Annotated in this window: 24 protein-coding genes and 1 rRNA gene; 17 read left to right on the top strand and 8 right to left on the bottom strand. The window is 36.0% G+C overall.

Annotation, left to right across the window (positions count from 1 at the left end; all coding sequences use genetic code 11):
- The 7 genes from K5S59_RS15950 to dnaA form a co-directional block, all read right to left on the bottom strand.
- Positions 1-153, bottom strand: a 16S ribosomal RNA gene (locus tag K5S59_RS15950); the annotation flags it as partial.
- Between the two features lie 243 nt (positions 154-396).
- Positions 397-2,868, bottom strand: coding sequence for a DNA gyrase subunit A (gene gyrA, locus K5S59_RS15945; protein WP_001282859.1), 2,472 nt, complete (start codon positions 2,866-2,868; stop codon positions 397-399).
- An 88-nt stretch (positions 2,869-2,956) separates the two neighbouring features.
- Positions 2,957-4,879, bottom strand: coding sequence for a DNA topoisomerase (ATP-hydrolyzing) subunit B (gene gyrB, locus K5S59_RS15940; protein WP_000435976.1), 1,923 nt, complete (start codon positions 4,877-4,879; stop codon positions 2,957-2,959).
- Between the two features lie 38 nt (positions 4,880-4,917).
- Positions 4,918-6,045 (bottom strand): DNA replication/repair protein RecF, encoded by a 1,128-nt coding sequence (gene recF, locus K5S59_RS15935; RefSeq protein ID WP_000470743.1) that lies wholly within the window; start codon positions 6,043-6,045, stop codon positions 4,918-4,920.
- A gap of 12 nt (positions 6,046-6,057) precedes the next feature.
- The gene (gene yaaA / locus K5S59_RS15930; RefSeq protein WP_000821366.1) at positions 6,058-6,270 is read right to left on the bottom strand and encodes a S4 domain-containing protein YaaA; all 213 of its coding nucleotides are present in this window, start codon (positions 6,268-6,270) and stop codon (positions 6,058-6,060) included.
- Positions 6,271-6,397: 127 nt separating this feature from the next.
- Positions 6,398-7,537 carry a DNA polymerase III subunit beta gene (gene dnaN, locus K5S59_RS15925; RefSeq protein ID WP_001212888.1) on the bottom strand — a complete coding sequence of 380 codons (1,140 nt, stop codon included), beginning with the start codon at positions 7,535-7,537 and terminating at the stop codon, positions 6,398-6,400.
- 178 nt (positions 7,538-7,715) lie between these two features.
- On the bottom strand, positions 7,716-9,056 hold the full coding sequence (gene dnaA, locus K5S59_RS15920; RefSeq protein ID WP_000428024.1) for a chromosomal replication initiator protein DnaA: 1,341 nt from the start codon (positions 9,054-9,056) through the stop codon (positions 7,716-7,718).
- A gap of 565 nt (positions 9,057-9,621) precedes the next feature.
- Here dnaA and rpmH point away from each other — a divergent pair.
- The 10 genes from rpmH to spo0J all read left to right on the top strand — a co-directional run bounded on the left by rpmH (position 9,622) and on the right by spo0J (position 18,667).
- Positions 9,622-9,756, top strand: a complete 135-nt coding sequence (gene rpmH, locus K5S59_RS15915) for a 50S ribosomal protein L34 (RefSeq protein ID WP_000831901.1) — start codon at positions 9,622-9,624, stop codon at positions 9,754-9,756.
- Between the two features lie 76 nt (positions 9,757-9,832).
- Positions 9,833-10,180: a ribonuclease P protein component gene (gene rnpA, locus K5S59_RS15910; protein WP_000750813.1), complete on the top strand. Its 348-nt coding sequence runs from the start codon at positions 9,833-9,835 to the stop codon at positions 10,178-10,180.
- Between the two features lie 52 nt (positions 10,181-10,232).
- Positions 10,233-11,000 carry a YidC family membrane integrase SpoIIIJ gene (gene spoIIIJ / locus K5S59_RS15905; protein ID WP_000726760.1) on the top strand — a complete coding sequence of 256 codons (768 nt, stop codon included), beginning with the start codon at positions 10,233-10,235 and terminating at the stop codon, positions 10,998-11,000.
- Positions 10,997-11,614, top strand: coding sequence for an RNA-binding cell elongation regulator Jag/EloR (jag, locus tag K5S59_RS15900; protein ID WP_120451073.1), 618 nt, complete (start codon positions 10,997-10,999; stop codon positions 11,612-11,614). Before spoIIIJ ends, jag begins: the two co-directional genes overlap by 4 nt.
- Before the next feature lie 226 nt (positions 11,615-11,840).
- Positions 11,841-13,217, top strand: a complete 1,377-nt coding sequence (gene mnmE, locus K5S59_RS15895; protein WP_000393765.1) for a tRNA uridine-5-carboxymethylaminomethyl(34) synthesis GTPase MnmE — start codon at positions 11,841-11,843, stop codon at positions 13,215-13,217.
- A 46-nt stretch (positions 13,218-13,263) separates the two neighbouring features.
- Positions 13,264-15,153 (top strand): tRNA uridine-5-carboxymethylaminomethyl(34) synthesis enzyme MnmG, encoded by a 1,890-nt coding sequence (mnmG, locus tag K5S59_RS15890; RefSeq protein ID WP_000541061.1) that lies wholly within the window; start codon positions 13,264-13,266, stop codon positions 15,151-15,153.
- A 21-nt stretch (positions 15,154-15,174) separates the two neighbouring features.
- The gene (rsmG, locus tag K5S59_RS15885; protein WP_001019622.1) at positions 15,175-15,894 is read left to right on the top strand and encodes a 16S rRNA (guanine(527)-N(7))-methyltransferase RsmG; all 720 of its coding nucleotides are present in this window, start codon (positions 15,175-15,177) and stop codon (positions 15,892-15,894) included.
- Between the two features lie 105 nt (positions 15,895-15,999).
- Positions 16,000-16,872: a nucleoid occlusion protein gene (gene noc, locus K5S59_RS15880; RefSeq protein WP_000799026.1), complete on the top strand. Its 873-nt coding sequence runs from the start codon at positions 16,000-16,002 to the stop codon at positions 16,870-16,872.
- A 189-nt stretch (positions 16,873-17,061) separates the two neighbouring features.
- Positions 17,062-17,823, top strand: a complete 762-nt coding sequence (gene soj / locus K5S59_RS15875) for a sporulation initiation inhibitor protein Soj (RefSeq protein ID WP_000516117.1) — start codon at positions 17,062-17,064, stop codon at positions 17,821-17,823.
- On the top strand, positions 17,816-18,667 hold the full coding sequence (gene spo0J, locus K5S59_RS15870) for a stage 0 sporulation protein Spo0J (protein WP_001051815.1): 852 nt from the start codon (positions 17,816-17,818) through the stop codon (positions 18,665-18,667). The genes soj and spo0J overlap by 8 nt, the downstream gene beginning before the upstream one ends.
- Before the next feature lie 20 nt (positions 18,668-18,687).
- Here the strand turns inward: spo0J and yyaC are convergent, their stop codons facing one another.
- A complete protein-coding gene (gene yyaC, locus K5S59_RS15865) occupies positions 18,688-19,284 on the bottom strand; it encodes a spore protease YyaC (protein ID WP_061679595.1) in 597 nt (198 codons plus the stop codon).
- A gap of 259 nt (positions 19,285-19,543) precedes the next feature.
- Here yyaC and K5S59_RS15860 point away from each other — a divergent pair, with 259 nt between their 5' ends.
- The 7 genes from K5S59_RS15860 to K5S59_RS15830 all read left to right on the top strand — a co-directional run bounded on the left by K5S59_RS15860 (position 19,544) and on the right by K5S59_RS15830 (position 24,184).
- A complete protein-coding gene (locus K5S59_RS15860) occupies positions 19,544-20,425 on the top strand; it encodes a mechanosensitive ion channel family protein (protein ID WP_000365106.1) in 882 nt (293 codons plus the stop codon).
- A gap of 20 nt (positions 20,426-20,445) precedes the next feature.
- The gene (locus tag K5S59_RS15855) at positions 20,446-20,643 is read left to right on the top strand and encodes a DUF951 domain-containing protein (protein ID WP_000436051.1); all 198 of its coding nucleotides are present in this window, start codon (positions 20,446-20,448) and stop codon (positions 20,641-20,643) included.
- Between the two features lie 114 nt (positions 20,644-20,757).
- Entirely contained in the window at positions 20,758-21,858 is a 1,101-nt protein-coding gene (gene ychF, locus K5S59_RS15850; protein WP_000524656.1) for a redox-regulated ATPase YchF, read from the top strand.
- 192 nt (positions 21,859-22,050) lie between these two features.
- Positions 22,051-22,341, top strand: coding sequence for a 30S ribosomal protein S6 (rpsF, locus tag K5S59_RS15845; RefSeq protein WP_001233781.1), 291 nt, complete (start codon positions 22,051-22,053; stop codon positions 22,339-22,341).
- Positions 22,342-22,367: 26 nt separating this feature from the next.
- Entirely contained in the window at positions 22,368-22,889 is a 522-nt protein-coding gene (gene ssb, locus K5S59_RS15840; protein ID WP_000981963.1) for a single-stranded DNA-binding protein, read from the top strand.
- A gap of 44 nt (positions 22,890-22,933) precedes the next feature.
- On the top strand, positions 22,934-23,167 hold the full coding sequence (rpsR, locus tag K5S59_RS15835; RefSeq protein ID WP_000918874.1) for a 30S ribosomal protein S18: 234 nt from the start codon (positions 22,934-22,936) through the stop codon (positions 23,165-23,167).
- Between the two features lie 81 nt (positions 23,168-23,248).
- Positions 23,249-24,184, top strand: coding sequence for a YybS family protein (locus tag K5S59_RS15830; protein ID WP_000799152.1), 936 nt, complete (start codon positions 23,249-23,251; stop codon positions 24,182-24,184).
- Positions 24,185-24,253 lie beyond the last annotated feature (69 nt).

The following is a 24,253-nucleotide window of genomic DNA, read 5'->3' as shown; positions in this document are numbered from 1 at the left end:
AGTTATCCCAGTCTTATGGGCAGGTTACCCACGTGTTACTCACCCGTCCGCCGCTAACTTCTCGAGAGCAAGCTCTCAATCCATTCGCTCGACTTGCATGTATTAGGCACGCCGCCAGCGTTCATCCTGAGCCAGGATCAAACTCTCCAATAAAGTTAGTTTGTCTAGCATCTAAAAATAAAAATTGACGTTTCACGTTGTTTGTTTCGTTTAGTTTTCAAAGTTCAACATCGCGTTTCAGCGACTTTTATAATATATCATAGTATATTATTTTCGTCAACAAGTTTTTTAAGATAATTTGTATCTCTCATTTGCTGACTCTGCCTATTATATAGAGTTTTCTATTGCTATGCAAGTATTATTATAAAAAAATAAGAGAGGGGAAAATCCCCTCTCTTATTCTTCAGAAGAAACCTCTTCATTAGATTCCTCTTCTTCATCTTTTTGTGCTTTTGCTACCGTCGCTACCTCTTGCTCATCCTCTAAACGAATTAGACGAACACCTTGTGTATTACGTCCCATTTGAGAGATTTGATCAACTGGCATACGAATAATAACACCCGCTGCCGTAATTAACATGATGTCTTCTTCACCTGTTACAGATTTAACAGCTACTAACTTACCGTTTTTATCTGTAATATTACAAGTCTTCAGACCTTTACCACCACGGCTTTGTAAACGGTATTCATCAATTGGTGTACGTTTTCCATAACCATTTTTGGTTACAATTAGAACATTTACATCCTCTTCGACGATTTCCATGCCTACAACTTGATCTTCGTCACCTAATGTAATTGCTTTTACACCAGCCGCATTACGTCCCATAGAACGTACATCTTGCTCGTTAAAGCGAATTAGCATACCGTTGCTTGTTCCTACAATAATATCCTTATCACCAGATGTTAAACGTACAGATATTACTTCGTCCTCTTCACGAAGAGAGATTGCAATTAAACCATTCGTACGTATATTCGCAAACGATGAAAGTGGCGTTCTCTTAGAAATACCTTGTTTTGTTGTGAAGAATAAGAATTCATCGTCACCAAATTCACGAATTGGAATAATGGCGTTAATCCATTCACCCTTATCTACACCTAATAAGTTAATAATAGGTATACCTTTTGCTGTACGACTATACTCTGGGATTTCATATCCTTTCGTACGGTATACTTTCCCCTTATTAGTAAAGAATAAAATGTGATCATGCGTAGAAGTAGTTAATAGATGTTCTACGAAATCATCATCATTTGTTCCCATTCCTTGTACACCACGTCCACCACGGTTCTGTGTTTTGTACGTAGAAGCTGGCAACCTCTTAATATAACCATTATGAGTTAACGTAATAGCGATGTTTTGCTCTGGAATCAAATCTTCATCTTCAATAAATTCCATGCCGCCAATTGTAATTTCTGTTCGTCTCTTATCATTGAAACGCTCTTTCACTTCCGTTAATTCTTCACGAATAATCTCAAGAACTTTCTCTTCATCTGCTAAGATTGCTTTTAATTCAGCGATTAACTTCATTAAGTCTTGATATTCTTGCTCAATTTTTTCACGTTCTAATCCTGTTAAACGTTGCAAACGCATATCTAAAATTGCTTGCGCTTGTTTCTCACTTAAACCGAAACGTTCCATTAAGCCTTGCTTTGCAATATCTGCTGTTTTCGAACTACGAATTAACGTAATAACTTCATCAAGATGATCTAGAGCAATTCTTAATCCTTCTAAAATATGAGCACGCGCCTCTGCTTTTTCTAATTCATAAGCAGTACGTCGACGAATTACTACCTTCTGATGCTCCAAGTAATGATATAAATTTTGTTTTAAATTCAATACTTGTGGCTCTCCATTTACAAGAGACAACATATTAATACCGAAACTTGTTTGAAGTGCTGTATGTTTATATAGATTATTTAATAGTACATTGGCATTAGCATCACGGCGTACTTCCATAACAATACGCATACCGTTTCGATCTGACTCATCACGTAAATCCGTAATACCTTCAATTTTCTTGTCACGAACTAATTCTGCGATTTTTTCAATTAATCGTGCCTTATTAACTTGATAAGGTAGTTCAGTTACGAGAATAGATTGTTTACCATTTGACTTCTCTTCAATTTCAACTTTAGCTCGAAGCATAATAGAGCCTCTACCTGTTTCATACGCTCTTCGAATCCCACTTCGTCCCAAAATTAAACCTGCTGTTGGAAAATCAGGTCCTGGAATAAACTCCATTAATTCCGCAATCGTAATGTCAGGATTATGACTTAGTGCCAATACACCATCAATTACTTCACCGAGTTGATGAGGCGGGATATTTGTTGCCATACCAACCGCAATACCCGTCGTACCATTCACTAATAAATTAGGGAAACGCGCCGGCAATACAATTGGCTCTCTTTCAGAACCATCATAGTTATCTTGGTAATCAATCGTATTTTTTGAAATATCACGTATTAATTCCATAGAAATCTTAGACATTCTTGCTTCTGTATAACGCATTGCTGCTGCTGAATCGCCATCAACAGAACCAAAGTTACCATGCCCATCAACAAGCATATAACGCTGACTAAAATCTTGCGCCATACGTACCATCGTCTCGTAAACAGCTGAATCACCGTGAGGGTGATACTTACCAATTACTTCACCGACAATACGCGCCGATTTCTTATACGCTTTATCAGCTGTAATTCCTAAATCATTCATCGCATATAAAACCCTACGATGCACAGGTTTTAATCCATCACGAACATCTGGTAATGCACGTGATACGATAACACTCATTGCGTAATCTAAAAACGATGTACGCATTTCATGACTAATATTAATTTCTCGAATTCGTGCTTGTTGTTGATTGTCTGACATCAACGAGCACCTCCTCTTACATTTCCGTTACACATACATTGATTTATATGTAGAAGACAGGAATACTTAGATTCCTGTCATTACCCATTTAAATATCAAGGTTTTTCACGTATTTTGCATTTTCTTGGATAAAGTTACGACGTGGCTCTACTTTATCTCCCATTAAAATTTCAAATGTTTCATCCGCTTCAATTGCATCTTGAAGAGAAACTTGAAGTAATGAACGTACTTCTGGGTCCATTGTCGTCTCCCATAACTGAGTTGGATTCATTTCCCCTAGACCTTTATAACGCTGAATCCCCGGCTTAGGTTGGGCTGGTAATTCCGCTAAGATTTTTTCAAGTTCCTTATCGTTGTAAGCATATTGAATTTTCTTACCTTGTTGTACTTTAAACAAAGGTGGCTGTGCGATATATATATAACCACACTCAATTATTTGACGCATATAACGATAGAAGAACGTTAATAATAGGGTACGAATATGCGCACCATCAACATCGGCATCAGTCATAATAATAACTTTATGATAGCGAGCTTTTTCAATATCGAAGTCTCCGCCGATATTTGTACCGATCGCTGTAATAATTGTACGAACTTCATCATTTGATAAAATCTTATCTAAACGCGCCTTTTCAACATTAATAATTTTACCCTTCAACGGTAAGATTGCTTGGAAATGACGATCGCGTCCTTGTTTCGCAGACCCACCCGCAGAGTCACCCTCTACGATATAAATTTCACTAATTGCTGGATCTTTAGAAGAACAGTCTGCCAATTTCCCTGGTAAACTTGAAACTTCTAAAGCACTCTTTCGGCGAGTTAACTCACGAGCCTTTTTAGCTGCTACACGCGCACGGGCTGCCATCGTCCCTTTATCTATAATTTTACGCGCAACATTGGGATTTTCCAGTAAGAACTTTTCAAATGCCTCTGAGAACACTGACTCTGTAATCGTTCTTGCTTCACTATTTCCAAGTTTCGTCTTCGTTTGTCCTTCGAATTGCGGATTTGGATGTTTAATTGACACAATTGCCGTTAAACCTTCACGAACATCTTCACCAGTTAAATTACTATCCGCATCTTTTAAAATATTATTTTTACGGCCATAATCGTTGATCACACGAGTTAAGGCTGTTTTAAATCCTACCTCATGTGTACCGCCTTCATACGTATGAATATTATTTGTAAATGAGTAAATATGATTTGTATATCCTTCGTTATATTGAAGCGCAACTTCAACTTGAATGCCATCTTTTGAACCTTCTACATATACAGGTTCTTCATGAATTGGCTGTTTTGAACGATTTAAATGCTCAACATATGATTTAATTCCACCTTCATAATGGAATTCTTTCTTCTGTTTATGTTCACGCTTATCTTCAATTATTAATTTAATATTACGATTTAAAAATGCTAATTCGCGCATACGAGTTGCTAACGTATCAAATTCGTATACAATTGTTTCCTGAAAAATTTCTGGATCTGGTTTAAATCGAGTTATCGTTCCTGTTTGATCTGTGTCACCAATGACTTTTAAATCCGCAACCGGAATACCTCGTTCGTATTTTTGATAATGGATTTTTCCTTCACGATGTACAAATACCTCTAGTTCTGTTGATAGAGCATTTACTACAGATGCCCCAACACCATGCAAACCGCCAGAAACTTTATAACCGCCACCGCCAAACTTACCACCAGCATGAAGAACAGTCATTATAACTTCTACAGCAGGACGTCCCATTTTTTCTTGTATACCAACTGGAATACCACGTCCATTATCCGTTACACGAATACTATTATCTTCTTCGATACTAACGTTAATTTCATCACAATACCCTGCAAGTGCTTCATCAATACTATTATCGACGATTTCCCACACAAGATGGTGAAGTCCTTTTCCACTTGTAGATCCAATATACATCCCAGGACGTTTTCGCACTGCTTCTAATCCTTCAAGTACCTGTATCTGACTTTCATCATATGAGTTTTCTTCCATTTGCTTTTGTTCCATTGACACAAAGATCACCTACTTTTCCATTTAAATAGGGATTACGCCCTATCTATTTCACAATCTACCGTGCCGTTCGTTACATGAATTGTTTTCGCTTCTTTTAATGTTTCGTGTTCAATTCCGTCGACACTCGTCGTTGTCACAAATGTTTGCACTTTTCCTTGAATTGTATTTAACAGATGCGATTGACGATAATCATCTAATTCTGATAATACATCATCCAATAAAAGAATCGGATATTCCTTAACTTCTGAGTAAATCAATTCAATTTCAGCTAATTTTAGGGACAGTGCGGTCGTTCGTTGTTGTCCTTGCGAACCAAAGACTTGAACATTTTTACTATTAACGAAGAATTGTAAATCATCACGATGAGGACCAATTAAAGTTGTACCACGGAAAATCTCACGTTGTTTCACAGATTGAAAATTTTCATAGTATACTTCTTTTATTTTCGACAAATCCATTGATTCTGATACATCTACACTTGGTTTATAGACAATTTCTAATTCTTCTAATCCACGGCTTATACCACGATGAATTGGAGCTGCCCATTCTTGTAGTAAATGCAAAAATTCAAACCGTTTTTGCAATATTTTTGCACCATGCTCAATAAGTTGAAGTGTAAATACATCCAACATCGTTTCCTCATTCTTACTATTCCCTTGCATCTTTTTCAGCAAGTGATTTCGTTGCGTGAGCACTTTTTGATATTGACTCAATTCATACAAATAGACTGGGGCTATTTGTCCTAATTCCATATCTAAAAAGCGTCTTCTTACTTGAGGGCTTCCTTTTACAAGATTTAAATCTTCTGGGGCAAACATGACAACATTCATCATGCCAATATATTGACTCAATTTTTGTTGTTCAAGTTGATTTAATTTTGCCTTTTTACCTTTTTTCGAAATATTTAATTCCAAAGACAAAGAACTATTTCTCTTTTGTAATTTCCCTTTAATTTGACCGAAGTCTTCATCCCAACGGATAAGCTCGCGATCATTAGAGGTTCTATGAGATTTCGCCATCGCTAAAACGTAAATAGCTTCCATCAAATTCGTTTTCCCTTGCGCGTTTTCACCGATAATCACATTAACTTTATCTTCAAAGGAAAGCTCTAACTTTTCATAATTGCGATAGTTTTTTAACTGTATTTCTGAAATAAACAAAGGGCTCCCCCTTTATGCCTGAACTTGGAAACTTCCGCTTCCTGGAATTTCAATAATATCGTTCGCATATAATTTGCGACCTCTTCTATTTTCAAGTTCTTGATTCACGTACACTTCATATTCTTGTAAAAACCATTTTACAGCGCCACCTGTATCAATTACATCGGCTAACTTTAAAAATTGTCCTAGTGTAATATACTCTGTTGAAATTTTAATACGTTTCATAAAATCGCTCACTTTCTGAAAGTGTTCATTCTTTCATTGTACTAAATAAACTAACATTAGGAAAGTAATACCCAAAAATCAAATAAGGGCTACTAGTATCTGAAAACTAGCAACCCTTACTTCTTACTTAGTAAGTACGAACCGGTAAAATTAATTGAATAATGGACTCATCATTTACTGTGCGAATTAAGAATGGTCTCATTGCGCCAGTAAAGCTAATTTTAATTTCAGTACTATCTAAAGCTTTTAGTGCATCCATCATATATTTTGCACTAAAAGATATTTTTAACTCTTCCCCATCTACTTTTTCACATTGAACTTCTTCTACTACTTTCCCGATTTCTGGTGAATTCGAAGAAATCTCTAGCATTTCCTGTTCTAAAGTCGATAATTTTACAACATTATTACGACCATCTCTTGCTAATAGAGATGCACGGTCAATTGCTTGTAAAAATTCTTTTGTATTTACAAAAATATCTGTTTTACTTTCAGCTGGAATTAAACGAGTTGTATCAGGGTAATTCCCTTCTAACAATCTTGAGAAGAATAATAAATGCTTTGTACGGAATAATACTTGATACTCCGTAATAACGATATCTACCATTTCTTCAGACTCATCTAGAATTTTGCTTAATTCATTTAAGCTTTTACCCGGAATAACAACATTCGCTTGAAATTCATCTGCGATTCCTTCGATTTTTGCTTTTCGAAGAGCTAACCTGTGACTATCTGTAGCAATACAAGTTAATTCGCTGTTATATACTTTCCAGTTTACACCTGTCAAGATTGGTCTTGTTTCAGAAGTGGAAACTGCAAATACAGTTTGTCTGATCATATGTTTCAGTAAATCTGTTGGAATCTTAAAAACATGATGTTCTTCAATTTGTGGTAACAATGGATATTCAGCAGAATCTAAACCATTTAAATTAAACTCTGATTTTCCAGAAGTTATTTTTGTCATAAAATGATTTTCCACAGAAATTTCGACAGTCTCTTTAGGTAATTTTTTTACAATCTCACTAAAATATTTTGCTTGTAAAATAATACTTCCTGATTGCGCTACTTCTACGATTTCTTTTCCATCGTCTTCAACTGGGATAAAGGATTCAATAGAAATATCAGCATCGCTTCCTGTCAACGTAACGCCTTCTTCCGTAGCGACAATTTTAATTCCTGTAAGGATCGGAATTGTTGTACGAGAAGAAACAGCCTTCATTACATCTTGTACACTTCTTACAAGATAGTCTTTTTGTATTGTAAAACGCATAAAGAAAAACCTCCGGTAAGTATAAGATTTTATTTAATTAATAAAGATAAAAAATAGTAGTAATAGTAATAGGGCTTGTGGATATGTGGATAACCCCGTTAAAGGATGTAAAAACAGTCTATCTACATGTGGATAGACTGTGCGTAAAACAAGGTAAGTTATTCACACTATTCAGCTACTACTTTAAAATATCGTTAATTTCTTCAACTTGCTTTTGTAATTGCGTATCCGTTTTAAGCAGCTTAGAAATTTTTTCATGGGCATGGATAACTGTTGTATGATCACGTCCACCAAATTCTTCACCTATTTTAGGTAAGGAGGAGTCTGTAAGTTCGCGTGATAAATACATTGCAATTTGGCGAGGGAAGGCAACTGATTTTGTTCGCTTTTTCGCCTTGAAATCTTCTAATTTTATTTGATAAACATCCCCAACAGCCTTTTGAATATCATAAATGGAGATAATTTTTGGTTTAGAATTTGGAATAATATCTTTAAGTGCTTCAGCTGCTAAATCCGCATTAATATCTTTGTTAATTAAAGATGAATAAGCTACAACTCGGATGAGTGCACCTTCTAATTCACGAATGTTTGAATCAATTTGATTTGCAATATAAAGCATAACCTCATTTGGTATATCGAGTCCTTCAGCCTTTGCTTTTTTACGTAAAATTGCAATTCGTGTTTCTAAATCTGGTGGCGTAATATCCGTAATGAGTCCCCATTCAAAGCGAGAACGAAGACGGTCTTCTAAAGTTGGAATTTCTTTTGGTGGCCGGTCACTTGAAATTACAATTTGTTTACTTTCTTCGTGTAATGCATTGAATGTATGGAAAAACTCTTCTTGAGTTTGTTCTTTTCCTGCTAGAAATTGAATATCATCTATCAATAAAACATCTACATTACGGTATTTATTACGAAAATCGACCGCTTTATTATCACGAATAGAATTAATGAATTCATTTGTAAATTTTTCTGATGATAAATATACAACCTTCGCGTTTGGGTTATGTTCAATTACATAATGACCAATTGCATGCATTAAATGGGTCTTTCCGAGTCCAACTCCCCCGTAAATAAAGAGGGGATTATATGCTTTAGCTGGCGCTTCGGCTACGGCCAATGAAGCAGCGTGAGCAAAACGGTTACCAGAGCCAATAACAAATGTATCAAACGTATATTTTGGATTTAGCATACTCTGTGGTAAATGATTAGAATCATCATGTGCTGAATTTGGTTTAGAAGGAGGAAGATCAATCTCCTCTTCAGCTTGACTTTGGGGAATAATAAAGCGAATAGCTAATTTTGCCCCCGTTAAATCGTAAAGTGTTTCCGAAATTAGCTCTGAATAATGAGATTCTAACCAATCACGAGCGAATTCATTTGGAGCCGTAATTGTTAATACGTCCTTCTTTAAATTATGCGCGGTTGTTGACTTTAACCATGTTTCATAACTTGGTTTACTGACCTTTTTTTCTAGTTCTTTTAAGGCACTGTTCCATAAATCAGAGATGTTTTCCAAAGGTGTCCCTCCTTTACTAAGATGGTAAAAGAATAAGGTTGCGCAACAAATGTACAACCTAAATAAATATAAAATGTATATTTATACGAAACGTATTTTAAAACCTAAAAACGTCGTTTGTATATGAGATAGGGTTTTCGACAAAAAAAGTAAATGTGGATAATCATTTACCCACATGTGATTAAAACTGTCCACATGTTATACACAAATTGTGGATAAGATAAAGATGTGGAAAACTTATTCAAAGTGAAAACACAACTATAATATCAAAAAAAAGCAGCTATAGCAATGAATTTCAGAAAGTTATCCACAAAATCAATACCTTGTGGAATAAACTTGTCCACAACACGATATACTGTGTAAAAGTACGAAAAGAGTTTGTGGATATAAAAAACAAGAAAAAACATTTATCCACAAGGAAATGTAGGGTCTGTGAAAAAGTATGTGAATAGGTTCAAAATGAATATTTGATGAAAATTTCGAGAACCATTGACATTTTCCTAGTTGATTAACTATAATTTATAGGACTGTCTTTAACAGATATTCCTCAGGGAGGTGTCATATAATGAAAAGAACTTACCAACCAAATAAACGTAAGCGCAGCAAAGTACATGGTTTCCGCAGCCGTATGAGCACAGCGAACGGACGTAAAGTGCTAGCAGCTCGTCGTCGTAAAGGAAGAAAAGTATTATCTGCGTAGACCACTGATCGTTCAGTGGTCTTTTTTTCTAATAATAGTGAATTTCCACTGATGAACTACAGGAGTGTCAATTGATATGAAGAAAACACATCGTATAAAAAAGAATGATGAATTCCAGACGGTTTTTCAAAAAGGAAAATCGAATGCGAATCGTCAGCTTGTTGTCTATCAACTAGATAAGGCAGAGCAGCCAAACTTTCGTATTGGTCTTTCTGTCAGCAAGAAAATAGGAAATGCAGTAGTGCGTAACCGAATTAAACGTATGATTCGCCAGTCAATCACAGAATTAAAAGATGAGATAGATTCTGGAAAAGATTTTGTTATAATAGCAAGGAAGCCTTGTGCAGAGATGACATATGAAGAATTAAAGAAAAGCTTAATTCATGTCTTTAAACGCTCTGGTATGAAAAGAATAAAAAAGTAGCGTAAGGAAATGAATTACACTATATACATACCGAAACAAGGAGGAGCAGGCTTTGAAAAAGAAAATAGGTTTACTAGCCATGGTTATTGCATTAATGGCAATTGCTACTGGCTGTAGTGAAGTGAATCAGCCGATTACGCCGAAAAGTACTGGAATTTGGAATGAATATTTCGTATATCCGCTTTCTCAGTTAATTACGTATTTTGCCAACTTATTTGGTAGTAATTACGGTTTAGCAATCGTTGTTACAACTCTTATCATTCGTTTTGCATTATTACCATTAATGATTAAACAAACGAAGAGTACGAAAGCAATGCAGGCGTTACAACCAGAAATGGTGAAGTTAAAAGAGAAATATAGCTCTAAAGATCAAGCAACACAGCAAAAACTACAACAAGAAATGATGCAGTTATATCAAAAAAATGGTGTAAACCCATTAGCAGGATGTTTACCGATATTTGTTCAGATGCCTATTTTATTCGCGTTTTACCATGCAATTATGAGAACAGCTGAAATTAGCAAGCATACATTTTTATGGTTCGACTTAGGGCAGGCAGATCCGTACTATATCTTACCGGTTGTCGCGGCAATTACGACATTTATTCAGCAAAAGCTTGCAATGGCAGGAACAGCTGGTCAAAATCCGCAAATGGCAATGATGATTTGGCTTATGCCAATTATGATTTTAGTCTTTGCAATTAACTTCCCAGCTGCATTATCACTTTACTGGGTTGTTGGTAATATCTTTGGTATCGCTCAAATGTACTTGATCAAGGGGCCGGAAATTAAGGCTAGTAAGGCAGGAGGATCAAGCAAGTGAGTGTAATTACTGCTAAAGGACAAACAGTCGAGCTGGCAGTACAAGATGCTTTAAGACAACTAAACGTTTCAAAAGACCGAGTAGATATAAATATAATCGATGAAGGTAAAAGAGGGTTCCTAGGTTTATTTGGGAATCGACCTGCAGTAGTAGAAGTTGTATTGAAGAAAGATCCGATTCAAGAATGTGAAGAATATTTAAAGAATGTTATTCACGATATGGGTGTGGAAGCTGAGATTAGTAAAATTGTAAAAGGACGCGAAGTTGAATTTACAATTTCTGGCGAAAATATAGGTGTTTTGATTGGAAAAAGAGGAAATACCTTGAATTATTTGCAGTATTTAACAAAACTTGTGGCGAATCGTAATACGAAGCAGTATATTGGCATCACACTAGATGCTGAAAATTATCGTAGTAAAAGAAAAAGTACATTAGAAGCACTTTCTTATCGATTAGCAAAACAAGTAGTAAGTACGAAAAAAAGGGTTGTGTTGGAGCCTATGCCATCTTTTGAACGAAAGATTATCCATCAAGCATTATCTAATCATCAAAATATCATTACAACTTCTGAAGGAAAAGAACCACATCGACATGTTGTAATATCTTCCAAGTGACCGGTTACTCAATTGAGTACCGGTTTTTTTGAGGGGAAAATAGGTGTGGATAACTAAAAAACACTAAACTTATCCACTGTGAATAAGTTTAGTGTTTTTTACATGGGGACATAATAAAATGAGTTATTATTCTTTTGTAGATAGGTTCGTTATGGTATTCTAATAATTTAGTGAAGAAAATAATCATGTTGAAATAGAGATAAATAAGCAAGTGAGGTGAAAGGACATGGAATTTGATACAATTGCTGCGATTTCCACAGCGCTTGGAGAGGGTGCAATTGCCATTGTTCGAGTAAGTGGGGATGATGCGGTTGAAAAAGTTAATCGTATTTTTAAAGGGAAGGATTTAACAGAGGTTCCTTCTCACACAATTCATTATGGTCATATTGTTGATTTAGATACAAATCAGGTTATTGAAGAAGTGATGGTGTCTATTCTGCGTGCACCAAGGACTTTTACACGTGAAAATATAGTGGAAATTAACTGTCACGGTGGACTTGTTTCAGTAAATAAAGTGTTGCAGCTTATTTTAGCGCAAGGAGTACGATTAGCGGAGCCTGGTGAATTTACGAAACGTGCTTTTTTAAATGGCCGTATTGATTTATCACAAGCAGAAGCTGTTATGGACTTAATCCGTGCAAAAACAGATCGTGCAATGAACGTAGCAATTAATCAAATGGAAGGACGATTATCTAAATTGATCGGCCGTCTGCGTCAGGACATATTAGAAACGTTAGCTCATGTTGAGGTAAACATAGATTACCCGGAATATGATGATGTGGAAGAAATGACACATAATATTTTAATTGAGAAAGCTACACATGTTCGTGCCGAAATTGCAAAAATATTAGAAACATCGAAGCAAGGAAAAATTTTACGTGAAGGTATTGCTACTGCGATCATCGGTAGACCTAACGTTGGGAAGTCATCGCTATTAAATAGTCTCGTTCAGGAGAAAAAGGCAATTGTAACTGATATTGCAGGAACAACTCGTGATGTTATTGAAGAGTACGTTAATGTGCGTGGTGTACCACTTAAACTTATAGATACAGCCGGAATTCGTGAAACAGAAGATGTTGTTGAAAGAATTGGTGTAGAGCGTTCAAAAGAAATGATGAGCCAAGCTGATTTAGTGTTAGTTGTCGTGAATTATAGCGAGGCTTTAACGAATGAGGATGAAGATCTATTCCGTGCCGTACAAGGAAAAGATTTCATTGTTATTGTAAATAAGACGGATTTACCGCAAACAATTGATATGGAACGTGTTACAGAATTGGCAGCGGGAAATCGTGTTATTACAACATCGTTAATTGAGGAACAAGGAATAGATGAGCTTGAAAAGGCAATAGCTGACTTATTCTTTGAAGGAGCAATCGATTCTGCAGATGTGACATATGTTTCTAATGCAAGACATATTGGATTATTAACACAAGCAGGAAAAACAATTGGAGATGCGATTGAGGCGATAGAAAATGGTGTTCCAATTGATATGGTACAAATTGATTTAACAAGAACGTGGGAAATACTTGGTGAAATTACTGGTGATACCGTCCATGAAAGCCTAATTGACCAGCTGTTCTCTCAATTTTGTTTAGGAAAATAATATAGTGATGTTTTAGAAAGATAGAGATTATTAGGAGGAATAAACAATGGGATACAATGCCGGTTCATACGATGTCATAGTAATCGGTGCAGGTCATGCAGGATGTGAAGCTGGTCTTGCGGCAGCACGAATGGGCTCCAACACATTAATGTTAACAATTAATTTAGATATGGTAGCGTTTATGCCATGTAACCCTTCTGTTGGTGGACCAGCAAAAGGGATTGTTGTTCGTGAAATTGATGCATTAGGCGGAGAAATGGGACGCAACATTGATAAAACACATATTCAAATGCGTATGTTAAATACAGGTAAAGGACCAGCTGTACGCGCACTTCGAGCACAAGCAGATAAGTTCTCTTACCAGCATGAATTAAAGAAAACAATTGAAGAAACACCAAATCTAACGTTGTTCCAAGGAATGGTAGAGCGTTTAATCGTTGAAGATGGCGAATGTAAAGGGGTAATTACGCAATCTGGTGCTGAATATACAGCAAAGACAGTAGTAATTACGACTGGAACATTTTTACGCGGTGAGATTATTATGGGGGATTTAAAATATTCGAGCGGTCCGAATAATCAACAACCATCTATTACTTTATCGGAACATTTAGAGGAGCTTGGATTTGATCTTGTTAGATTTAAAACAGGTACACCTCCACGTGTAAATAGTAATACAATTGATTACAGTAAAACAGAAATTCAGCCAGGTGATGATAAACCACGAGCTTTCTCTTTTGAAACGACAAAATTTATTATGGATCAAATTCCATGTTGGTTGACGTATACAAGTACGGAAACACATCGTTTAATAGATGAAAACCTACATCGCTCAGCTATGTATTCTGGTATGATTAAGGGAACAGGACCTAGATATTGTCCTTCAATTGAAGACAAAGTAGTAAGGTTTAATGATAAACCACGTCATCAAATTTTCTTAGAGCCAGAGGGACGTAATACACAAGAAGTGTATGTACAAGGTTTATCCACAAGCTTACCAGAAGATGTGCAGCGTGATATGCTTAGAACAATCCCTGGTCTAGAAAATGTTGAAATGATGCGTACAGGTTATGCGATTGAATATGATGCGATTGTGCCAACACAACTATGGCCAACACTTGAAACGAAAAAAATTAAGAATTTATATACAGCAGGACAGATTAACGGAACTTCTGGTTATGAAGAGGCCGCAGGACAAGGGCTTATGGCTGGGATTAATGCAGCATGTCGTTCTTTAGGCAAAAAAGAAGTTATTTTAGGTCGTGAGGATGCTTATATTGGTGTCTTAATTGATGATCTTGTAACGAAAGGTACAAATGAACCATATCGTTTATTAACGTCTCGTGCAGAATATCGCCTATTATTACGCCATGATAATGCTGATCTTCGTTTAACTGAAGTTGGTCGTGAAATTGGATTAATTAAAGAAGAGCGCTATGAGCGATTTACAAATAAAAAATTACAAATTGAACAGGAAAAGGAACGTTTAAGTAGCATTATTATTAAGCCACGTCCTGAAGTTCAAGAATTAATTCGTAGCATTGGTGGAAGTGAATTGAAAGATGGGATACGTGCAAGTGACTTATTACGTCGTCCAGAGATGACATATGAGCACATTCACCTTTTAGTACCAAGTGAAGTAGAATTAAGTGATGAAGTGACAGAACAAGTTGAAATTCAGATTAAGTACGAAGGATATATTGAAAAATCTTTACAGCAAGTAGAGCGTATGAAGAAAATGGAAAACAAAAAAATCCCTGTGGATATTGATTATGATGCGATTTCTAGCATTGCCTCAGAAGCTAGACAGAAATTGAAAGATGTTCGTCCACTTTCAATGGGGCAGGCTTCACGTATTTCTGGTGTAAATCCAGCGGATGTTTCCATTTTGCTTGTGTATATTGAACAAGGAAAAATTGCGCGAGTATCGAACCAATAAATAGTAAGGAGATATTGCTAGATGAACATAGAACAATTTCAATCTATGCTAGAAGAGAAGGGGATCACCCTCTCTTCTAGACAGTTAGAGCAGTTCGAAATCTACTTCGAAACATTAGTAGAGTGGAATGAAAAAATGAATTTAACGGCTATTACGGAGAAAGAAGAAGTATATTTAAAACACTTTTTTGATTCCATTACAGCTGCTTTTTATTATGATTTTTCAAAACCATTCTCAATTTGTGATGTTGGTGCAGGAGCTGGATTCCCAAGTATTCCTTTAAAAATCTGTTTCCCGCACTTAAAAGTGACAATTGTAGACTCATTGCAAAAACGCATTAATTTCTTAAATCATTTAGCACAAAAGTTGGAATTAAGTGACGTTGCGTTTTGTCATGATCGTGCTGAAACATTTGGGAAAAAAGAAGGTGTACGTGAATCGTACGATATTGTAATGGCACGTGCAGTTGCGCGACTTTCGGTATTGAGTGAGCTATGTTTACCACTTGTAAAAGTTGGAGGAACATTCATTGCAATGAAAGGTGCTGCAGCAAATGAAGAAATTGAAAATGGCAAGTATGCTTTAGAGGTGCTAGGCGGGGATCTAAAAGAAATGTCTACGTTCCAATTACCGTTTGAAGAAAGTGAACGTAATATTTTATTAATCGAGAAAAAGCGCAAGACACCAAAGAAATATCCACGCAAACCGGGAACACCCAATAAATTACCTATTGAAAAATAAATCTTATTAGACGTAAGATTAAATTATATAAATGAAAACGTAAATGTTTCATAGGAAACATTTTATGGAGAATAGTCAATAGGCCTAAAAGGTGGTGGAATATGTATGAAAAATACGTTTTCTCGTTTATTTGGCTTTGGAGATAAAGAGAGCGAATTCGAATTACAAGACGAAAGCCATGAAGAAATAGATAAAAAGGTATATGAAGAAATACAAGAAATTCCGATAGTAAATATTACCCCTAACCGTTATCAGCCACGAACAGTTTTTGATGATGCGCGTATTGAGGAGCTAGCATTAACGATTCGTACACATGGACTTATTCAGCCAATTGTTGTGAGGCAATATGAGGATGATAAATACGAGATTATTGCTGGGGAAAGACGTTTCCGTGCGGCAACAAAGTTAGGGTGGGAAAAGGTTCCTGCAATTATAAAGAACTTAAATGATACAGAGACAGCTTCTGTGGCTTTAATTGAAAACTTGCAACGTGAGGAACTAACAGCAATCGAGGAAGCTGTGGCATATCAAAAGCTAATTGAGTTACATAATTTAACACAAGAAGCATTGGCACAACGACTTGGAAAAGGACAATCTACAATCGCAAATAAGTTGCGATTGTTAAAGTTGCCTGAAGAAATAAAAAGTGCGTTATTAGAAAAAAGCATTACAGAAAGACATGCTCGCGCGCTCATTCCTTTAAAAAATGAGGAATTACAACTGAAGGTTTTACAGGAAATTGTGGAGAAACAGCTGAATGTAAAGCAAACAGAGGAACGAATTGCGAAATTACTAGAGGAAGCAAAACCGAAGCGTAAGGCGAAACAAAAAGCAGTAAGTCGAGATACGAGAATTGCCATGAATACAATTAGGCAGTCATTACAAATGGTTGCTGACAGTGGTTTAAATGTTAATTCTGAGGAAGAAGAATTTGATGAGTACTATCAAATTACAATTAAAATTCCGAAGAAAAAATAATAATGGCGTGTTAGAGACCTTATCCTATTGGATAGGTCTCTTTTACTATATTTTCTTGTTAGATGAGGAAGGAGTTTACAAATAAATTTTGAAGTTTAATAAGGACGTAAAAGAAAAACTTTTATTTCATGTTACAATAAACGTAATTGTTACTAGAATAAGATAGAAAGGTTGAAAGTAGGTGACATCATGGGAAAAATCATTGCAATTGCCAATCAAAAAGGTGGCGTTGGGAAAACAACCACATCTGTTAATTTAGGGGCTGGATTGGCACAAGTAGGTAAAAAGGTCCTTCTTGTAGATATTGATGCTCAAGGAAATGCAACGACTGGTGTGGGAATTGAAAAATCCGAATTAGATCAATGTATTTACAATGTTCTTGTGGAAGATGCAGATGTTCAAGGGGTTATACGTAAAACCGCAACTGAAAACTTAGATGTTCTACCCGCTACAATTCAATTAGCAGGTGCTGAAATTGAATTGGTACCGACTATTTCCCGGGAAGTACGTTTACAAAGGGCATTACAGCCAGTTCGTGATGAATATGACTATATTATTATCGACTGTCCCCCGTCCTTAGGGTTATTAACGATTAATGCATTAACTGCAGCAGATTCTGTTATTATTCCTGTTCAATGCGAATATTACGCACTAGAAGGATTAAGTCAGCTATTAAATACAGTTCGACTTGTGCAAAAGCACTTAAATAAAAATCTAGCAATTCAAGGTGTATTGCTAACAATGTTGGATGCCCGTACGAATTTAGGGATTCAGGTTATAGATGAAGTAAAAAAGTACTTTAGAGATAAAGTATACCGTTCGATTATTCCTCGTAATGTTCGTTTAAGTGAAGCACCAAGTCATGGGAAACCAATTATGCAGTATGACGCTAAATCAAGAGGGGCAGAAGTATATATAGATTTAGCAGAGGAAGTGATTGCAGGTGGCTAAAGGATTAGGAAGAGGAATCAATGTGTTTTTTCCTGATTTAGATGTGAAAGAAGAAGAGACAATTCAGGAGATTGCGATAACTGAATTAAGACCGAATCCATATCAACCACGTAAACACTTTAATAAAGAGGCGATTCAAGAATTAGCGGCTTCTATTAAAGAGCACGGCATACTGCAACCATTAATTGCTAGAAAGAGTATTAAAGGATATGAAATCGTTGCAGGCGAAAGAAGATATCGTGCTGCCAAAGAGGCGGGGCTCGAAAAGGTACCTGCTGTTGTAAGACAATTAAATGAGCAGCAAATGATGGAGTTTGCATTGCTTGAAAACTTACAACGAGAAGATTTAAATCCAATGGAAGAAGCAATGGCATATCAAATGTTAATGAATGAGCTAAATATAACGCAAGAACAATTAGCGAAACGTCTTGGTAAGAGCAGACCTTACATTGCAAACTATACGCGGTTATTAAGCCTCCCTTCTTTTGTGCAAGATATGATTGCAAATGGTCAACTTTCAATGGCTCATGGGAGAACTTTGCTTACGATAAAAGATGAAGAACAATTAAAATCTTTATTAAAACGAATCGAAAAAGAAGGATTAAATGTTCGTCAATTAGAGAAAATTGTCCAGGAGATTAATCAACGCGTTTCACGTGAAACAAAACAAGTGAAAAAAGAGAGAAATATATTTTTTGTAGAACGCGAAACGTTTTTAAGAGAAAAGTTTGGCACAGATGTGAAGATTAAAGAAACGAAAAAAGAAAAAGGTAAAATCGAAATTGAATTTTTTAATAAAGAAGATTTAAATCGTATTTTAGAATTATTAGCGCAGAAAAACTAAAAAGCAAACCATCTTATTATTTATAGATGGTTTGCTTTTTTTAATACAGATAATTTTTGGTCTGTTTCTTTTATACTTTGTGCAATAACATCAGCCATTTTCATAACTAAACTTAATCTTGTATTTTGCAGGACGAAAAACTCCATAAAACCATTTAGATTTACGATGCCATGAATATGTAAATCACCAACTGCAGGTAACTTTTTATTCATCGCAGCTCCAGGTTTACTAGGCCCCATTCCGGTAGTGATGGAACCGATACTTTGGGACTTTCCTAAACAGGCATCAACCGCAATTATAAACGAGGTAGGATTATCTTTCTGTATATTCTGAATTTTCTCCTCTAAATTTAGCGCATGTACTGGCTCATCTAGTGTGCCAAACACTTGGAAGTTTTTAATTCCTACTTGTTCTAGTTTCGTACCGACTAACGGACCAAGTGCATCGCCTGTAGAACGATCTGTTCCAATACAAACGAGAATAATCGGTATATTTGTTTTAATAGGGATATGGGAAAGTAAGAAATTACTAATGGTCTCGGAGGCTTCTACGTCTTGGTGCATAACATTTTGAGTTTCTTTTTCGAAAAAGGGTAAGCGAAAACTTCCAATATTCATGAAGCATCCATCCTTTTAATAAATTTTCAAAATATGTTATATGGTGAGTAAAATGGAAAACTATAAGTGCGTACTTCTTGTAAAACTTGAGTGAAAACGGAAATAATAGTACTAGTATATATATATTCGTTCCATTTTATACCTGTATGGAAGTTAACAAATATAATTAAAGTCATAAAATTTTTTCAGCAATTAGGAGACTTCTGATACAATAAGAAGGATAACTAAAAAGAAATTTTGGCTGGAGAGGTAGAGGTACATGGATTTATTAACAAAGTGGTTTAATGCCACAAAACAGTATTTATTAAATGCTGATCGTTGGGCTGATATTGGAACAGCGACATTGAAAATATGTATTATTTTAATAATTGGTGCGGTTGTTGTACGAGTTGCGCGTGCAATTGTGCGAAATGCGTTTCGTATGGGAAGCCGTTCGCCAATTCAAATTTCAGAACGTCGTACAGTTACAGTAGCGAAGTTACTTGAAAATATTGTGGCATACGTTGTTATGTTCATTATGTTAATTGCGATTTTGGGTGTATTTAATATTAATGCGTCTGGTTTATTAGCAGGTGCTGGGGTAATTGGTTTAGCAGTCGGATTTGGTGCTCAAAGTTTAGTGAAAGATGTTATTACGGGGTTATTTATTTTGCTAGAAGATCAATTTTCAGTAGGTGACTATGTAAAAATTGGTCAGTTTGAAGGTGTCGTTCTAGAAATTGGACTTCGTACAACAAAAGTAAAGAGTTGGACAGGCGAAATTCATACTTTACCAAATGGAAGTATCATTCAAGTTACGAACTATTCAGTTAGTAATAGTGTAGCATTTGTTGATGTATCCATTTCATATGAGGCTGACATAGCGAAAGCGGAGCAAGTCATTGAAGAGTTATTAGAAGAATTACCTGCACAGTATACGCAAATGGTAGCAAAGCCTCAGTTATTAGGTGTGCAAACATTGGCTGCATCAGAAGTTATATTACGTGTTATTGCGGAAGTAGAGCCGATGCAACATGCGGTTGTTGCAAGAGCCCTTCGTAAAGAAATTAAAAATCGTCTAGATTTACATGGGATTGAAATTCCATATCCACGTATGGTTTTATATAATCGTGAAGAATTGGTGAGTGGAAAAGCAATTTAGTATGGAGAGGGGTTTGGAGAATGGAGCAAAAGCAGTATAACTTGTACGATGTTGTGGAAATGAAGAAAGCCCACCCATGTGGTGAGAATCGCTGGAAGATTATTCGTATGGGAATGGATATCCGCATTAAGTGCGAGGGATGTGACCATTCAGTAATGATTCCTCGAAGAGAATTTGATCGTAAGGTGAAAAAAATACTTGTGAAGCACGAAGAATAGAGAGAAAGTAACAGTTGCAATGGGCGGCTGTTACTTTTTTCATTTGGAGGAAACTTGTCATTTTTTTCGTTACTATCTATAATGATGAAAGATTGAGACATAGGAGTGAAAAATATGGGATTAACGGCTGGGATTGTTGGATTACCTAACGTAGGGAAGTCAACTTTATTTAATGCAATTACACAAGCAGGAGCAGAATCTGCAAACTATCCATTCTGTACAATTGATCCAAACGTAGGGATTGTAGAAGTACCAGATGAGCGTTTAAATAAATTAACGGAATTAGTAGAACCGAAAAAAACTGTTCCGACTGTATTTGAGTTTACTGATATTGCAGGTATCGTAAAAGGTGCTAGTAAAGGTGAAGGTTTAGGAAATAAATTCTTATCTCACATTCGCCAAGTAGATGCAATTTGCCAAGTTGTTCGTTGTTTTGAAGACGAAAATATTACACACGTTTCAGGGAAAGTAGATCCAATCGATGATATTGAAACAATCAACTTGGAGTTAATCTTAGCGGATTTAGAATCTGTTGATAAACGTATCGAACGTGTTGCGAAATTAGCAAGACAAAAAGATAAAGAAGCAGTATATGAGCATGAAATTTTAGTTCGCTTAAAAGAAGCTTTTGAAGAGGGCAAACCAGCTCGTACTGTTGAATTCACAGAAGAGCAAATGAAGATTGTTAAAGGCCTTCATTTACTTACAACGAAAGAAATGTTATACGTAGCAAACGTAAGTGAGGACGATATTATCGACCCTTCTGAAAATAAATACGTACAAATGGTAAAAGAATTTGCTGCAAATGAAAATTCTCAAGTTATCGTTGTATGTGCAAAAATCGAAGAAGAAATCGCTGAGCTAGACGAAGAAGAGAAAAAAGTATTCCTTGAAGAACTAGGCATTGAAGAATCTGGTTTAGATCAATTAATTCGTGCTGCATATGACTTATTAGGACTTGCTACTTACTTCACAGCAGGTGTGCAAGAAGTACGTGCATGGACATTCAAACAAGGTATGAAAGCACCACAATGTGCTGGCGTAATTCATACAGACTTCGAGCGTGGATTTATTCGTGCAGAAACAGTTTCTTACGAAGACTTAATGACAAACGGTTCTATGACAGCTGCAAAAGAAGCTGGTAAAGTTCGTTTAGAAGGAAAAGAGTATATCGTAAAAGACGGAGACGTTATGCACTTCCGCTTCAACGTTTAATTTAATATTTCCTAGGAAAAAATTAAGATATAAGCTTGGCAAATATATTATGTGTTTGCCGAGTTTTTTATGCATGGGTGAGTTGATTCATCTAACTTACTATGATATAATCTAAACTCGTGAGTAATTACTATAAATTAATTGCTCCTTGCCCATTATGGGCCGTTTAGACCAAAAGGAGGTGAAAGTGTAATGAGAAAGTACGAAATTATGTACATCATTCGTCCTGGCGTTGAAGAAGAAGCTCAAAAAGCTTTAGTTGAACGTTTCGCAGGTGTTTTAACAAACAATGGTGCAGAAATCATTAACACGAAAGAGTGGGGTAAGCGTCGTTTAGCTTACGAAATCAACGACTTACGTGAAGGTTTCTACATGATCTTAAACGTGAACTCTAACGCAGAAGCGATTAACGAATTCGACCGTTTAGCTAAGATCAACGAAGACATCCTTCGTCATATCGTTGTTAAAGAAGAAGAAAAATAATTGATATATAAGGGAGAGTGGTTCGATTGATGAATCGTGTTATCCTCGTTGGTCGTTTAACTAAGGACCCTGACTTACGTTACACGCCCAATGGTGTTGCAGTAGCTACTTTTACGTTAGCTGTGAATCGCGCATTTGCGAATCAACAAGGTGAGCGTGAAGCTGACTTTATTAATTGTGTAATATGGCGTAAACAAGCAGAAAACGTAGCAAATTATTTGAAAAAAGGTAGCTTAGCAGGCGTAGATGGACGTCTTCAAACTCGTAATTACGATGGACAAGATGGTAAACGTGTATATGTAACAGAAGTTCTTGCGGAAAGCGTACAATTTTTAGAGCCGCGTAATGGCGGTGGGGAGCAACGTGGTTCATTTAATCAGCAACCATCAGGAGCTGGTTTCGGTAACCAAAGCTCTAACCCATTTGGTCAATCTAGTAATTCAGGCAACCAAGGTAACCAAGGGAACTCTGGATTTACGAAGAATGACGATCCATTTTCAAATGTAGGTCAACCGATCGACATTTCCGACGACGATTTACCGTTCTAATACAGTAAATTAGTTAGTTTTAACAAAGAATGGAGGGAATAGACATGGCAGGACGCAAAGGTGGACGTGCGAAACGTCGTAAGGTGTGTTTCTTCACATCTAACGGCATCACTCGCATTGACTATAAAGATGTTGATTTATTAAAACGTTTCGTTTCTGAGCGTGGTAAAATTTTACCTCGTCGTGTAACAGGAACAAGCGCAAAATACCAACGCAAACTTACAGTTGCAATTAAACGTGCTCGTCAAATGGCACTTTTACCATATGTTGGTGAATAATAGCGTATGAAATGCACAGTAGAGTCGGACTCTACTGTGCATTTTGCTATGCTTTTCTTTTTTTGAAAGAGAGGATAGATGATGAAGAATACGAAATTTATTACTGAGGGTGCAGCACTGTTAGCGATATATGCAATGTTATTGCTCATATCTATGTATGTTCCGATTTTAGGTGCAGTTGTAACGTTTGCGTTGCCATTGCCATTTATATTGCTAACGATAAGATATAGATTATCTAACGCCTTTGTGATTTTTACGGCGGCACTTTTTATTACTGTTATTGTCAGTCAACCGATGAACCTAGTAAAGACAACTATGTTTGGATTGATAGGTATCGTTTTAGGATATATGTATAAAAAACGAAAAAAGCCGGTAGAAATTTTGATGGCGGGGACGCTTGCGTACTTAATTGGTATTATGCTCATTTATGTTGCGAGTATAAAGTTTTTTAACATAGATTTAATGAAGCAAATGCAAAATATGTTTAATGAAAGTATGGCGCAAAGTGAAAAGATAGTTAATGCTGCGGGTATGCCTATTAGTAAAGAACAAAAAGAGTTATTTACACAATTTAATGATGTGTTACAAACTTTATTCCCAAGTCTACTTGTAATGGTCTCGGTATGTTTTTCTTGGATTACAGTTATGATATCAGGTAGTGTTTTGAGAAAACTAAAACATGACGTTACGCCTTGGCCTAAATTTAAAGATATACAATTACCAAAGAGTATTGTTTGGTATTACGTTATATTTATTTTGCTATCAACTTTTATAAAAGTAGAACCGACATCATATTTACATATGGTATTTTCTAACCTATATGTCATATTTGCTTTACTACTAGTACTGCAAGGTCTGACATTTATCGCTTTTCTAGCGCATAGCAAAGGTTTTACGAAAGGGGTTCCTATTATTAGTTTTATTGTCTGCATGTTTATTCCGATGCTGTTTCCTCTTGTGACAATCTTAGGTATAATTGATTTAGGGATTTCATTGCGTTCTAAAATAGGAGGATAAAGTCATATTCCTTATACTATTTTAATCTGTTTAACTAACTGGAAGATGAGTTAGTTTTACTTTATAGGA

The sequence above is a fragment of the Bacillus sp. BML-BC051 genome (assembly GCF_019656175.1).
Lineage (GTDB): Bacteria > Bacillota > Bacilli > Bacillales > Bacillaceae_G > Bacillus_A > Bacillus_A mobilis.
The sequence above is the reverse complement of the archived record's forward strand: the minus strand, read 5'-3'. Positions and strand labels throughout refer to the sequence as shown.